Source organism: Kosakonia sp. 1610, assembly GCF_050435845.1.
Taxonomy (GTDB): Bacteria; Pseudomonadota; Gammaproteobacteria; order Enterobacterales; family Enterobacteriaceae; genus Kosakonia; species Kosakonia cowanii.
In genome coordinates this window covers 250,103-263,089 of record NZ_JBNDKZ010000001.1, presented here as the reverse complement: position 1 = coordinate 263,089, position 12,987 = coordinate 250,103, and the positions used below count along the sequence as shown (strand labels likewise).

The 12,987-nt window shown below is 52.9% G+C and carries 13 protein-coding genes; 9 read left to right on the top strand and 4 right to left on the bottom strand.

Features of this window, described 5'->3' with window-relative positions; genetic code table 11:
- Positions 1-41: 41 nt before the first annotated feature.
- From ABIC80_RS01250 to ABIC80_RS01240, 3 genes are all read left to right on the top strand, one after another.
- A complete protein-coding gene (locus ABIC80_RS01250) occupies positions 42-1,055 on the top strand; it encodes a magnesium transporter (RefSeq protein WP_076770216.1) in 1,014 nt (337 codons plus the stop codon).
- A gap of 144 nt (positions 1,056-1,199) precedes the next feature.
- Entirely contained in the window at positions 1,200-1,610 is a 411-nt protein-coding gene (locus tag ABIC80_RS01245; RefSeq protein ID WP_429176444.1) for an ASCH domain-containing protein, read from the top strand.
- A 560-nt stretch (positions 1,611-2,170) separates the two neighbouring features.
- Positions 2,171-4,102, top strand: a complete 1,932-nt coding sequence (locus ABIC80_RS01240) for a methyl-accepting chemotaxis protein (protein WP_396461607.1) — start codon at positions 2,171-2,173, stop codon at positions 4,100-4,102.
- A gap of 87 nt (positions 4,103-4,189) precedes the next feature.
- Here the strand turns inward: ABIC80_RS01240 and ABIC80_RS01235 are convergent, their stop codons facing one another.
- Positions 4,190-5,122 (bottom strand): LysR family transcriptional regulator, encoded by a 933-nt coding sequence (locus ABIC80_RS01235; RefSeq protein ID WP_200133404.1) that lies wholly within the window; start codon positions 5,120-5,122, stop codon positions 4,190-4,192.
- A 92-nt stretch (positions 5,123-5,214) separates the two neighbouring features.
- Here ABIC80_RS01235 and ABIC80_RS01230 point away from each other — a divergent pair, with 92 nt between their 5' ends.
- Both ABIC80_RS01230 and ABIC80_RS01225 read left to right on the top strand, forming a co-directional pair.
- Positions 5,215-5,691, top strand: coding sequence for a GNAT family N-acetyltransferase (locus tag ABIC80_RS01230; protein ID WP_413313082.1), 477 nt, complete (start codon positions 5,215-5,217; stop codon positions 5,689-5,691).
- A 162-nt stretch (positions 5,692-5,853) separates the two neighbouring features.
- Positions 5,854-6,297 carry an SRPBCC family protein gene (locus ABIC80_RS01225; protein ID WP_429175084.1) on the top strand — a complete coding sequence of 148 codons (444 nt, stop codon included), beginning with the start codon at positions 5,854-5,856 and terminating at the stop codon, positions 6,295-6,297.
- Between the two features lie 63 nt (positions 6,298-6,360).
- On the opposite strand, the gene ABIC80_RS01220 is transcribed toward ABIC80_RS01225, so the two are convergent.
- Together ABIC80_RS01220 and ABIC80_RS01215 are read right to left on the bottom strand one after the other, a co-directional pair.
- A complete protein-coding gene (locus ABIC80_RS01220; RefSeq protein WP_312278304.1) occupies positions 6,361-6,810 on the bottom strand; it encodes a hypothetical protein in 450 nt (149 codons plus the stop codon).
- A gap of 96 nt (positions 6,811-6,906) precedes the next feature.
- A complete protein-coding gene (locus ABIC80_RS01215; RefSeq protein WP_312604758.1) occupies positions 6,907-7,806 on the bottom strand; it encodes a LysR substrate-binding domain-containing protein in 900 nt (299 codons plus the stop codon).
- 153 nt (positions 7,807-7,959) lie between these two features.
- Here ABIC80_RS01215 and ABIC80_RS01210 point away from each other — a divergent pair, with 153 nt between their 5' ends.
- The 4 genes from ABIC80_RS01210 (at position 7,960) to ABIC80_RS01195 (ending at position 12,404) form a co-directional block, all read left to right on the top strand.
- Positions 7,960-8,493 (top strand): sugar ABC transporter, encoded by a 534-nt coding sequence (locus ABIC80_RS01210; protein ID WP_429175082.1) that lies wholly within the window; start codon positions 7,960-7,962, stop codon positions 8,491-8,493.
- Between the two features lie 4 nt (positions 8,494-8,497).
- A complete protein-coding gene (locus ABIC80_RS01205) occupies positions 8,498-8,824 on the top strand; it encodes a hypothetical protein (protein WP_429175080.1) in 327 nt (108 codons plus the stop codon).
- A 13-nt stretch (positions 8,825-8,837) separates the two neighbouring features.
- Positions 8,838-9,665 (top strand): MBL fold metallo-hydrolase, encoded by an 828-nt coding sequence (locus ABIC80_RS01200; protein ID WP_429175077.1) that lies wholly within the window; start codon positions 8,838-8,840, stop codon positions 9,663-9,665.
- A gap of 498 nt (positions 9,666-10,163) precedes the next feature.
- Positions 10,164-12,404 (top strand): hypothetical protein, encoded by a 2,241-nt coding sequence (locus tag ABIC80_RS01195; RefSeq protein ID WP_429175075.1) that lies wholly within the window; start codon positions 10,164-10,166, stop codon positions 12,402-12,404.
- A gap of 87 nt (positions 12,405-12,491) precedes the next feature.
- Here the strand turns inward: ABIC80_RS01195 and ABIC80_RS01190 are convergent, their stop codons facing one another.
- Positions 12,492-12,962, bottom strand: coding sequence for a GNAT family N-acetyltransferase (locus ABIC80_RS01190; protein ID WP_042716214.1), 471 nt, complete (start codon positions 12,960-12,962; stop codon positions 12,492-12,494).
- Positions 12,963-12,987 lie beyond the last annotated feature (25 nt).

Below are 12,987 nucleotides of genomic sequence, written 5' to 3'. Positions count from 1 at the left end.
TTTTGTTCGCCCTGTAAGCAGTTTTCTATAGGGAACGTTGTATGTCACATATTTATACTCACGGCGCACACTATCCAGAGGCGCATCAGGCTGGCGATAAGCTTGCCCACTATATGTCTGCCGACTTTATTGCACTGTCTGACGATTTGACCGTTGAAGAGGGTCGCTCGACATTTCTGCAACAGATTAGCGATGACTATTTTCCGACATACGTGTTTATCGTATGCGGTGCGATGCTGCGCGGCGCGCTGCCCATCAGAGCGTTATTGCAGGAGGAGAATGTCGCGAAGCCCATCACCTCTTTAATGACCAGCGATCTGGTTCACGCCGCGCCTGATGATACGCGCCATGAAACCGCCCGGCTGATCGAAAGCCGGGGGATGACACTGATTCCGGTCACAGAGCACGGCAGGCTGGTTGGCTGTCTGGCAGAGAAAGAGATTGCGCACCTGCTCGCCGATGAAGCGACAGAGGATGCCCAGCGCCAGGGTGCAACCTTGCCGCTGGAAAAATCGTATCTGGAGATTAGCCCGGTCGGATTATGGAAAAAACGCGCGCTCTGGCTGTTACTGCTGTTTGTCGCGGAAGCCTATACCAGTAGCGTGATCCAGCACTTTGAAGAGGCGCTGGAGTCGGCGATTGCGCTGGCGTTCTTCATTCCGCTGCTGATCGGTACGGGGGGCAATAGCGGAACGCAAATCACCTCTACGCTGGTGCGTGCGATGGCGCTGGGCGAAGTCAGGATGGCCGACATGGGCCGGGTGATCCGTAAAGAGATGACTACCGCGCTGATGATTGCCGTCACCCTTGCCGCTGCTGGATGCCTGCGCGCATGGATGATGGGCATCGGCCCGGAGATCACCTTAATTGTCAGCCTGACGCTGCTCTGCATTACGCTCTGGAGCGCGGTGGTCTCCTCCGTGATCCCGATGGTGATTAAACGCGTCGGTATCGATCCGGCGGTGGTCTCCGCGCCGTTTATTGCCACGCTGATAGACGGCACCGGCCTGATTATCTACTTCAAAATTGCCCAGTATTTTCTTGGGCTGAGCTGAAATAACTTCATTCTTCTCTCTTTCCTGAACGCGCTGGCTTAATCCGTCGGCGCGTTCCCTGCCCCCCCCAATTTTCGGCGCATTCATTGCGCATCAAGACGTGCTATCTTCAACCGTTAACAGACTGTTAAAAAAGGTTTTATGATGAGCACCCTCGAACAATTAAAAGCAAAGTACCCCGGCGCGCAGGCGTGGCAGATCGGCGACAGCCCGGCGCTGGCTGATGAGCTGGCAGCGTTAGTCGCCAGCGGCATCAAAACCGCCTCCTGCGGTGCATTCTCTTGCTGGCAGGCAGAAGATCCCGCGCCCAAACTGGGCAGTTACAATATTATTCTTAACGGCCAGGATGAGCCGGTGTGCGTTATCCGCATCATCTCGCTGCGCCTGACGCGCTTTTGTGATGTCACCGAAGCGTTTGCCCGTAAAGAGGGTGAAGGCGACTTAAGCCTCGAATACTGGCGCAAAGAGCATCAGCGCTTTTTCAGCGCAGCCGGGATCTTCTCTGAAGAGATGGAGCTGGTGGCGGAAGAGTTTGAAGTCGTTGAGTGTGTTTGAATGACGCCGCATTGCGCGGCGTTTACTTAATCTACCGCCATAAAATCTTTTACACACTCTATAGCCCCATTAATAATGGGCCAATAATTTATTGTGGCTAATATAGAAAAATAATTTAGTAATTATTATTAAATAGCATTACTTTGCGTAAGCTTATTTTCTGATTGCGACTCATTATCATAAATATAATCACCACCCGGCTTATTATTCAATTACCAAACCCCAGAAAATAAAATTAAAGTGGTGGTTATCGGCGAGATAAATTAAAACTTTATGCTTTTTACCAAATAAATATAAACCATTAAGTGAAGTGAACCCTTTCGGTCAACCCTTGCCAACCAACAAACACAACTGACTGATTTTAATAAAAATTAAATATCCATTTTAATTAGAAAATTTAAACAATTTACTTCATGGACAATTAACAATGTGTATCTATAATTCCCCTGTCGCCAAATTTCTTTAAATTAAAACCCCCGGAATATAGGGGTAATTTTTATCGTGAGCGCATTAACCATTTTATTGATGCCATTTAAAACATTACAATTACCAGGGTAAAAATGAAAAACCTCTTAAATAAAATTAACCTCTCCACGAAGTTTATGGTGCTGGGTATCATTTCGCTTCTCCTCTTTGCACTGCCGACTGCTTTATTTGTAAATGAAAGCAGCCAGAAAGTGCAGGCCAAACAGGTTGAATTGAAGGCGGTTCCGGTTGAGAAAAAACTGTTGAAGCTGCTTAACCTGATCCAGCGCCACCGCGCCGAGTCCGCTATTGCGGTTACGCAAGGGAACCCTGCTTATCCGCCGCGTATTGCCCTGCGTGACCAGATCAATGTGCTGGCTGATGAGATCAGAAAAGATATCGTGGCTGAAAGCCCGGAGGCACACCCTTTACAGCAGCTCGATAAGGTCAATCAGCAGTGGCAGGCGCTGCAAAACCAGATCGACAGCCGCAGCCTGACCGCGCCGGAAAGCCTGGTCTCTCATGCTACGCTTATCCGCAGCCTGCTGGACTTCAATATCGACGTGCTGGATTTTTATGGCCTGTCGCTGGATCCTGATTTAGATACCTCGCAACTGATTACGGCGGCGCTTTTTCACCTGCCGGAGCTGACCGAGACCCTGGGCCAAATCCGTGCCAGCGGCACCTCCCTGCTGGCGAAGAAAGATGGCATCAGCGAGACCGACAATGCCCGTATGGAGTTTCAGATTGGCAACGGCGAAAAAGCGCTGCAGCTGTTTGACGTCGGCATGAAGAAATACCTGGGCGGTAACGAAGAGATCCGCAATCTGTTTGGCCGTAAAACGGAAGGTGCTGTTCAGGGCGCTGCGCAGGCACTCTCTACCGCCCGCGAAATCTTTATTACCCATTCGCGCCCGGCGATGGCACCAACGGAGTATGTGGCGATCTTTACCGAAGCCATTAACAACTTCACCGTGCTGGGTAACGGCATGAGCGATGAGCTCTCGCAGCAGTTAACTAAACAGATTTCGGCGCAACGTAGCGCACAGATCACCCTGCTGGCGGTGCTGATCTTCAGCGCACTGCTGGGTATTGCCCTGACGGTATTTATCATTCGCTCGATTACCGGCCCGGTTAATGAAGCGGCGCGCATCGCCCAGGAAGTGGCAACGGGCGATCTCACCTCCCGTATTGCCGTCACCGGCAGTAATGAGATGAGCGCGCTGTTGCAGTCCCTGATGAAGATGAGCGAACACCTCTCATCGCTGGTGAATGATATTAAAAACAACGCCGTGACCATTGCGACCTCCTCTGAAGAGATCGCCAGCGGCAACAGCGATCTCTCTTCACGCACCGAGGAGCAGGCTGCTTCGCTGGCGCAGACTGCCGCCAGTATGGAGCAGCTCGCCTCAATTATTCAGCAGAATGCGGACAATACCCGCCATGCCGCATCTATGGCAGGCTCGGCGACCAGCGCCGCGCTGCTTGGCGGTGAAGCGATGGAGTCTGTGCTGGCCTCGATGCACAAGATCAGCAACAGCGCTGGTCAGATTGAAGAGATCATCGCGGTGATTGATGGTATCGCCTTCCAGACCAATATCCTGGCGCTCAACGCCGCAGTTGAAGCGGCCCGCGCGGGCGAGCATGGTAAAGGGTTTGCCGTGGTCGCCTCAGAGGTGAGAGCCCTGGCGCAGCGTTCGGCTGTGGCAGCGAAAGAGATCAAAGAGCTGATTGAAAACTCGGTGAGCGATGCGCAGTCGGGCATTAAGATGGCGGAAAACGCCGGTGACAAAGTGAAGCAGAGCGTCAGCGCAATCGAGCAGACCTCAATGCTGATCAACGAAGTCTCCGCCTCTTCTGCCGAACAGAGCTCCGGAGTGTCGCAGATCAATATCGCGGTAAGCCAGATGGATCAGGTGACGCAACAGAACGCCGGGCTGGTTCAGCAGTCAGCCTCTTCGGCAGACGATCTCGCCGAGCGCGCGGCGCGCCTGCGCCAGCTGGTTGCCGTCTTCAAAACGCAGTAACCGTCTGCTGCTCAGAATTAACCCGTTCTGAGCCGTCGACTCAGACGCCGCCCGCATCGCCTGGCGGCGTCCTCTCCTCCCCCTGTTTCAGCGCCCGCTTTTTATCTCCTGCGCCAGGGTTTGCAGCGTCGCCTGCAACCAGCTTGTCGCGCCTCGCTTACCGCTGCGTTTATGGGAGTAAATCTTCACTTCAAACGGCGCGATGTCGAAAGGCAGGGCAAAGAGCGTGATATCCACGGCGGGCATCACTTTCTCGGCGGCAAAACGCGGGATCGCCATCAGCAAGTCGCTCCGGGCGACGATAAACGGCGCGCTCAGCATCGACGGCGTTTTAAGCGCTATCTGCCGCGTGTACCCCATCTGCTCAAGCTGTAAATCAATCACCCCCTGCTTCTCATTCCACGGCGTCACCACCAGATGCCGCGCCGCAAGATAATCCTCAAGGGTCAGCGCGGAGCGGCTCTTATTACTGATAACGACATACTCATCCCTGAACCAGTCGATCTCATCCAGTTCCGGATGGCGAACCTCATCCGGCGTGCTGAAGCCCAGCGCCAGATCGATCTCTCCGGCCAGTAATTCAGTGAGCGCCGGGCTGTGCGGGAGATAGATCAGGTCAAAACCGAGACCGGGCGCGTCGTATTGCAGTTTTTCCATCAGCGCGGGGAAGATGCAGAAGGCGGTGAAATCGGTGATGGCGATCTGCAAACGCTCCGTCGTAGTAGCGGGTGAGAACTCCGGCTGCGGCGTCAGCTCCTGATTAAGGAATTTCAGCGCCGAGGCGATCGAGGGCGCGAGCTGGGTGGCATAGACGCTGGGGCACATGCGGTGCCCTTCCCGGTAAAAGAGCGGATCGTTGAGCGCGGTGCGCAGCCGTGAGAGCGCATGGCTCAGCGCCGAGGTGCTCATCGCCAGTTCATCCGCCGCAAGGCGCACCGAACGGTAACGGTACACGGCATCAAAAACCGGCAGCAGATTGAGATCAAGACGCCGCAGCGCCGGATGCATAATATTCATCATTGTGTGATTTCATTGCACTTAATTCTTCAGACGATACCCCTTATGCTTAGCGCCAGCAATCTCACCTCTTGACCAAACCAACAGGAAAACCGATGAGCCTCACCATTCGCCCGGCCTGCCCGGAAGACGCATCCGCTATTTACGACATGATTTATGAGCTGGCCGTGTATGAAAAAGCGCCGCAAGAGGTGGTCACCACCCCCGATGAGATCCGCGAGACGCTTTTTGGCGCGGGCAGCAATACCGAAGCGTTAATCTGTGAAATCGCGGGTAAAATCGTCGGTTATGCCGTCTTCTTCACCAGCTACTCCACCTGGCTTGGCCGCAACGGTATCTATATGGAAGATCTCTATATCTCCCCGGATTATCGCGGCCAGGGCGCGGGCAGATCGATGCTGAAACAGATTGCGCAATATGCCGTGCAGCGCCGCTGCGGCCGCCTTGAGTGGAGCGTGCTCGACTGGAACCAGCCGGCCATTGATTTCTACCTGAGCATCGGCGCGCTGCCGCAATCTGAATGGGTACGCTACCGCCTTGATGGCGACGCGCTACTGAAGTTTGCTGAATAGACGGCGCACACCGCAGCAGCGTGACGGACATAAAACCTCACTCCGCTGCGATGATTTTTGTGATAACAGCGCCTGACAGCGACAGGGGGTTTGACCTGGTGAGCGGCACTGGATTATAGGTATAGCGGGTACTATTCATTTCCTGAATCTAACGAGAAAAATATGCGCACCGATAACGTCTGGAATCACGCCTATACGCTCACCATCGACAGCAGCCCTGAAGCGATATGGCAGGCATTTACCGACACAGCGAACTGGAAGCGCTGGAATCCAGGCGTGAAAGCCATTCACGCCGAGGGGCCATTTGTAACAGGAAGCTGGTTCACGATGGAACTGCCGGACGGTGACAGCATCCGCAGCCAGCTCGTGGATGTCTGCGACGGAAAATACTTTATTGATGAGACCTGGGTGGATCAAACCCGCGTCGTTGTGGAACACCGGATTAAACCCTTAAGCGGCGACCAGAGCCGGGTTGTCTATGCCATCAGCACAGAAGGCCCGAATGCGCAGGCTTTCGGCGAAGGCATCAGCGCCGACTTCCCTGAGGTAATTGCAGGGCTGACGCAATACCTGGCTGAAACCGGACTAAACACTGCAAAGCAATAATCTGTCAAGCCTCAAGCAAAGCGGGCGTAATGCCCGCCAGGAACAGAGAAATCGGATATTTATTCAGAGTGAAGAAGAGGAGATTTCTTTCACTTCTGCTTGAGGATTCGCTTCTTTAACCGCGCGTAAAAAATCAGCGAAATTATGGTTGAAGAGGGTAATGTTGTGATAAAAGCTGACCTGTTTTTCCGCCCCATCGCTCTGCCATGTCACCACCCAGTTTCGTCTGTTATTGACTCTCATGTAGCCGGGCTTCACCCGTACTATTTTTGCAAGCGGAACTTTAAGCTTCACCGTTTCCTTAATCTGATAAAAAAACGCATCGTCGTAGTAATAGAGTGTGCGAGATGCGAATAAACCGAACAATGACGGTGGCGTGGAAATTTTTCTTAGCCCGTTGCTCTCGGTAATAATTTTTTTCGGATGACGTAGCGATCTATAGAAATATCTCATCAAAGTTAAAAGCAGAATGAAAGGAATGAGCCCCACTAAAACAGATAAAACTTCGCGCATACTCTTCTCCAGAGTTTTGGCGGTAGGATCTTCGCCGGTAATAAAAAGTGCAATTAATTTCAGTAAAAACAACAAACGTAATGTTTCAGTTCATTCTCAATCGCTGCTGCCGAGCGTCTTCATTTCCGCCAGCAACCAGCCTTCAAAACTCTCCAGCGCGGCTTCATTGATTCCCGTCTCCGTCGGTTTTACTAAACAGAATCTTTTGCTCAGGCTTTCTGATGCAGGCCACGGTGAAACAAGCGTACCGCAGCGCAACTCATTCTCGATATACATACGCGGAACCAATGCGACGCCCTGCCCCGCCATCACGGCCGCGATGGCCATTTCATGCAGATCATAGCGCGCGCCCTGCGCCGGGTTATCGAGATCTATTCCGCTCTCCTGCGCATAGCGATGCCATGCATCGGGATTCTGTCGGCGGTGAATACGCGGAAGTGCGTTTAACTGCTGATTAACGTCATCATGAGTCAAGAGTGCAGGATGGCAAACCGGCAGCAGATTTTCCTGAAACAGAAACTGCATCCGCATGCCTGCCCACGCGGAGTGTTCAAAATGAATAACGGCGTCAAAACCGCTGCCCGGCAAAATAAAAGGATCCGTTCGGGCGGCAATATTTAAGGTTATATGCGGGAACAACGCGTTAAAGCTGTTCAGGCGGGGAATCAGCCAGCGGCTGGAAAAGGTCGGCAGGACAGCGATATCGAGGCTTTTACTGCCTTGCGGCATGCCCATTATGTATTGCGTGTCTCTTTCCAGCCGATCGAGGGTTTCACGCACATGATGCGCGTAGCGCGTGCCGACCGGATTAAGCTTTACCCGGCTTCCCACGCGGTCAAAGAGTTTACAGTTCAGTAGCGCTTCAAGGCGCGCAATCTGGCGGCTAATCGCCCCTTCCGTTAACGATAACTCCTCTGCCGCCCGGGCAAAATTTCCGTGCCGCGCGGCGGCATCAAAAGCCTGCAGCGATGCACTACTGGGTATTTTTCTGCGCATAGAAGAGGCTCCTTGCTCTCGCCTTTAATGACTAAATGTCACTGATACGTGACATATTATCGATTTCAAGCGGTTAAACCAGCTTGTAGCATGATGAAAAATCATTGAGCAAACCTGTTTGCTTGCGTTTATGACTCATGTGGAGATGGGCTGATGTTTTATACCGTGGAGTGCTCGTATACCGATGCTGAAAGCGAGGCTGAATGGAATGCATTTTACAGCCAGCAAAAGCTACCGGCGTTAATATCTGTTACTGGCTTTACCACCTCTCAACGCTTTCGTGCTCTTCAATCTGGCTGCCCGACTTATCTTGCCATTCATACTGTCGATGATGCGGATGTGCTCAGCAGTGAGGAGTACCGTTTAAAAGGAGGCGGTAATTTTTCCCGTTGGCAGGCCTGCATTACTGACTGGCACCGTAACCTCTATACCGGTGAGAGCCTTGCTCCCGCACTCGCTTGCAATGAAATTTTGCTATTGAGCGCAACACCAATCGGCTTTTTAGAATCAGAACTGGGATATCGAGGCCTGCAAATGAATGCGGTAGCACTGGATAAAACCCCTGCACAACGCGTTGCCTATGTTTTGCCTGCTGAAGTTGCTTCGCCCTTTACGGACATGCCCGGTGTATATCTCTACGAGGCTCTTACACCGCAGTTGCAGAGCACTAAAAAAGGGACGCCATAACGTCATGCCTAATCTGACTTTTTATCTTTCCGAAAACCACGCTGACAAGTTTCAAAACCTTGATGCGTTAACCGACAGATGCAGCGCCCTCTGCTGTGACATCCTCGGCGCAGAACGTAAAAATGTGCATATCATTTTTATCAATGTAAAGCCGGGCTGCGGGCAACCGGTCTATGCTGAGCTATTTTTCCGTCTCACTCCATGGCGAACCCCCGAAGTGATGGAGAAGTTTATGCGTGAATTGGATCTTGCCACGCAACAGGCCTCTGGCCTGACGGCCCGTATCCGCTGCTTTGGATCGCCCGCAGAACACCTTTTTGCCCGCAACTAACCCCGAGGTCGTGATGAGCCATGCATTTCAGTTCCGCCAGATTGGCGATTTCCAGATAACCGCACTGAGTGACGGCACAATGTCAGCCAGTCTGGAACTGTTATCAGGTATTGAAACCGCTGATGCGGATGCTATTCAGTGCCGTGCCGGCATCGATAAGCCCGGCGATATTCATATAAACAGTTACCTTATTCGCGGCCGGGGGCGGGTTATTCTGGTCGACGCTGGCGCAGGTGCGCCGGGACAGCTCACCGCCAATCTTGCCGCAGCGGGTGTCAGCCCTGACGATGTCGATACCGTTTTATTAACGCACTGCCATCCGGATCATATTGGCGGCCTGCTTAATGCTGAAAAAAAGCCGGTTTTTAAACGCGCTGAAATTATTCTGCACCCTCTCGAAGCGCAGCACTGGCGGGATGATAAAAAGCGCGAAAAAGCGAATGAGCGCGGGCAGCGTAATTTTTTGCTGGCGCGGCAAACCTTAGAGGCTTATGCCCCGAACGTCCGTTTTTTCAATGGCGAGAAGATAGCTGAAGACATTCTTCCAGTATGGTTGCCGGGCCATACCCCCGGGCATACCGGTTTTCGTATCGATTCAGAGAGTGAATGCTTGTTGATATGGGGCGATATTGTCCATTACCCGCATATTCAGTCAGCGCAACCGGCTGTTTCTATTCTGTTCGACGTTGATCCCGCGCAGGCCGAGGAAACCCGGAAAAAAATAATGGAACAATCGGCCAGCGAAAAACTGCTCATTGCAGGTATGCATTTAAATCAGGCAGGGTTTGCCCGCATTCTCCGGGATGGGAGTGGATACCGTATTGATTACGCTGAAAAATAAGTAGATTGCCTGGCTGGCGAACAGGGACGTTATGCCGCTGCGCCAGGCATTTATCTTCTCCTTCCTCACCCTCTGAATCTAACGAGGGATAAAAATTCGCTACCCATTCTCTTTTTTATCACTCCCTGTCTCGACCTTTTCGCAAAAAGCTATCACGAGACAGCCTTATGAATGCCCGCCCTTTCAGTGACAAATTCAATGTCACTTCGGCGAGCTAACATTGCCGATTTTTATGTCACGCGCACGGTTCCGTTGGCGCGTTTCTGCCTCTCTCCAGCGTTAACACCCGCTTCGTTTACCTCTTTCACTTAACGAAAAATAGATTAATTTTTCTTATGCTTTAATAAGCGGAGCGCGATTTCCTTATTACGAACCACTACAAAAATGCAACTGATTTAAAAGTAAAAATCGCTATTGAAAAGCCTGAGGTGTCGGCGTACAGTAAAAACACTGTATATAAATACAGTATCAAACATCACTTAAAGGAGATCACATATCATGGCTACTAATGAAAACAGCACCGCCATTACGGAAGTCGCCTCTTTTGCAGCACTGCGTGCACGTAAACCTGCCACCGAGGGTGAACGTGTTTTTCTGACCTCATGGAATGCGCGGGCAGCCACCGATCGATCGATCAATTATGGCGACGGATGGTTTATCGGAAACCTGGTGGCGGGCAGTGACGATGGCGGTTTTATCGCCAGCAACGGCGGGGCATACCACTGGCGACGCGATGCGGATATTGACGCACTCACCGTTCACGATTTTGGCGCCGTACCGGGCGGCACCGTTGACTGTGCTCCTGCCGTCAAAGCGATGTACGAATTTATGAACGGTACCTTTGCGCGTGGCGCAACCAACGATCTTTCCAGCAAAGTTGGCGTCCGTTTCGGTGCAGGCACCTATCTGATTAAGCCGCTCGATATGCGCCGTTACGGTAAGAAGATCGCAGCCAACGACGCTGAACTGCCTTATAACCCAAGCGGTTACTTTGCCGCGGGCGACTTTGTCCTGCGCGGTGTGACCACCAGTTTCGGTAAACAGATTGCGACCCGCATTGTCTCCGATAAATCGAATTCAGCCGTGCTGGCGCTCAACCACCGTTATTTCTCCATTTACGGCATTGAGTGGGAGGGGCAGCAAACCGTCAAGCAGGATGAAAAGAGTAACCTGCTGATTGGCGCCACGCTTGGGGTGTTCAACGATACCGCTTCCAACAAGCAGCCGTTTATTACCAACGAATGCGTAGGCGGCACCTTTGCTAACGTCTCTTATTTCAAGGCCAGCAATACCGGCGAGGCGGCGATTTACTATCTCGACAGCCTCGACAGTAAATTTAACCAGATCTACTGCAGCAAGGTGGCGGGCCCGGTTATTAAAGTTGGCTGGAGTAACCGCCCAGCAGGCTCGTGGGATCACTCCACGGCGATTGAGCTTTCTGAATTTAACTTCCAGTACTGCTATGCACCGGCAATCTGGATCCCGCGTCACGGCCAGGGGCTGATCCGCAACGGCTGGATTGAGCACAGCGCGGTGCCGATGGATATCAACAACGGCCAGTGGCTGATTGAGGCGCTGAGCATTGAATCATCCACGTATGACGCCGTGTTCTTCAACTCACGCGTGGTGATGTCGCAATGGTCAAACCCAACCGGCGTCAATTATGACCGCACCACCGAGCCTGGCAGCGATAAGTGGTTCAGCTACCCGAAAAACCCGGACGGCAGTGAGATCACCGCCAAGCTTTCCGGCTATGAAATGGGCATGTCGCTGTTTCAGAACAGCGGCACTTATCTGGACAACCCGCTACGCGCTAAGTGGCTGAGCGGCGTGCTGCGCGGCACCATCGACAGCAAAAAACTGTGGCTAAATATCGGTTCGTTCCAGATGCCGCAAACCGGCACCCACTGGAAGATTGAGGTCGATTGCCGCAGCAGTTACGGCAGCCTGGGCGGAAGCGGCCCAATGCCGGTAAATAACGATCGCTCTGCGGGAACGCTGCATATTCACGTTGCGCGCGGTGCTGCGGATGTTCCGGCCGTGACCTACTGGATGGAGGGTGCGCCGGGCATTACCGAAGTGAAATATATTGCTCAGGAGTTCAACAAGGTACTACCGGGCCTGTGGATCAAACTTCCGGCGACCATTGGCGAGTATGCGGTGCACGTTCGCGGCACCGGTGAAACCCGCCAGGATGCCGGGCAATGGGCAATCTTTACGCCGGATGGTCAAGTGCAGGCTGAAGCACCGAACGGCGTGGATGCCGAACCCCGCGCGTCAATGCACAACGGTAAAGCGGGCTTCGGTGCGCAAAGTGATGTGGCGGCAATCAGTACCCGTTCGCAGGCCTCATCCAGCGTACCGGTTGAGCAGTCCAAGCCGCGCCAGTGGATGCGGGTAAATATCAACGGCGTTGAGTATGCGATGCCTTACTACGCCTTTACGCCGCAGATTAAGACCCAGCCGGCGGCAACCGTTTCTGTTGCCACAGGCGCTACGCTGAGCCTGACCGTGGACGCCAATGATGCCGCCAGCTATCAGTGGCAGAAATCCACCAACGGCACCAGCTGGAGCAATATCTCCGGTGCGAACAAGGCGACATACAGTAAGGATGCTGTTGCCGCAGGCGATGCAGGACAGTATCGCTGCGTGATCAAAGGGCAAGTTGGGGCAGTGGACTCCTCTGTAACCACCAACCAGGTGACAACCAACACGTCAGTGGTGACCGTCACCGCCTGATAAACCTGACTAAATAGAAGAAAAGCCACTCTCTAAAATCCACGCGCTTGCGTGGATTTTCTTTGCCTTCGGCTGACGCACCGTCCCCTACTCGTCTTTTAAGTTCTTACTCATATTGATGCCGGTTACGCCAAAGCCGATGGCCTCATAAACATGGCGCGCCCGCGCGTTATCACCCGCCACGCGAAGGCGGATCTGCTCAACGCCTTTCGCCCGCATCTCATCCTCAAAAGCCCGCAGTGCGCCTTTCCCAAGGCCCTGTCCCTGACAGGCGTCGAAGATATGAAAATCATAAATAAAGACGGTTTGCATCGAAGCATCGGGTTTATACCAGAGGTAGCCGACATGCTTCTCGCCCTCCGCCAGCAGGCAGAGCAGAACGTGGCCCGGCGTATTAACGCCTGCGGGAAGATCGTCTGCGATCTCCTGCGTGGCTCTGGCCTGCGCCTCTGCCTCAGAAAGGCGATAGTTTGCGGCAATCTCTTGCGCATAATCCGCAATGAAATAGTCCAGATAAGCCGGGTATTCATCCTCACGCATGGGGCGCAATGTAATCATCAGTGTTCCTTTTATTAAAGCGGGA

What these genes read in the sequence shown, in the direction of transcription:
- ABIC80_RS01220 (WP_312278304.1), bottom strand. Translation starts at nt 6,810, where the DNA reads ATGCGCGAAGTTTTATCTGTTTTAGTGGGGCTCATTCCTTTCATTCTG.
- ABIC80_RS01200 (WP_429175077.1), top strand. Translation starts at nt 8,838, where the DNA reads ATGAGCCATGCATTTCAGTTCCGCCAGATTGGCGATTTCCAGATAACC.
- ABIC80_RS01240 (WP_396461607.1), top strand. Translation starts at nt 2,171, where the DNA reads ATGAAAAACCTCTTAAATAAAATTAACCTCTCCACGAAGTTTATGGTG.
- ABIC80_RS01215 (WP_312604758.1), bottom strand. Translation starts at nt 7,806, where the DNA reads ATGCGCAGAAAAATACCCAGTAGTGCATCGCTGCAGGCTTTTGATGCC.
- ABIC80_RS01210 (WP_429175082.1), top strand. Translation starts at nt 7,960, where the DNA reads ATGTTTTATACCGTGGAGTGCTCGTATACCGATGCTGAAAGCGAGGCT.
- ABIC80_RS01230 (WP_413313082.1), top strand. Translation starts at nt 5,215, where the DNA reads ATGAGCCTCACCATTCGCCCGGCCTGCCCGGAAGACGCATCCGCTATT.
- ABIC80_RS01250 (WP_076770216.1), top strand. Translation starts at nt 42, where the DNA reads ATGTCACATATTTATACTCACGGCGCACACTATCCAGAGGCGCATCAG.
- ABIC80_RS01205 (WP_429175080.1), top strand. Translation starts at nt 8,498, where the DNA reads ATGCCTAATCTGACTTTTTATCTTTCCGAAAACCACGCTGACAAGTTT.
- ABIC80_RS01245 (WP_429176444.1), top strand. Translation starts at nt 1,200, where the DNA reads ATGAGCACCCTCGAACAATTAAAAGCAAAGTACCCCGGCGCGCAGGCG.
- ABIC80_RS01235 (WP_200133404.1), bottom strand. Translation starts at nt 5,122, where the DNA reads ATGATGAATATTATGCATCCGGCGCTGCGGCGTCTTGATCTCAATCTG.
- ABIC80_RS01190 (WP_042716214.1), bottom strand. Translation starts at nt 12,962, where the DNA reads ATGATTACATTGCGCCCCATGCGTGAGGATGAATACCCGGCTTATCTG.
- ABIC80_RS01225 (WP_429175084.1), top strand. Translation starts at nt 5,854, where the DNA reads ATGCGCACCGATAACGTCTGGAATCACGCCTATACGCTCACCATCGAC.
- ABIC80_RS01195 (WP_429175075.1), top strand. Translation starts at nt 10,164, where the DNA reads ATGGCTACTAATGAAAACAGCACCGCCATTACGGAAGTCGCCTCTTTT.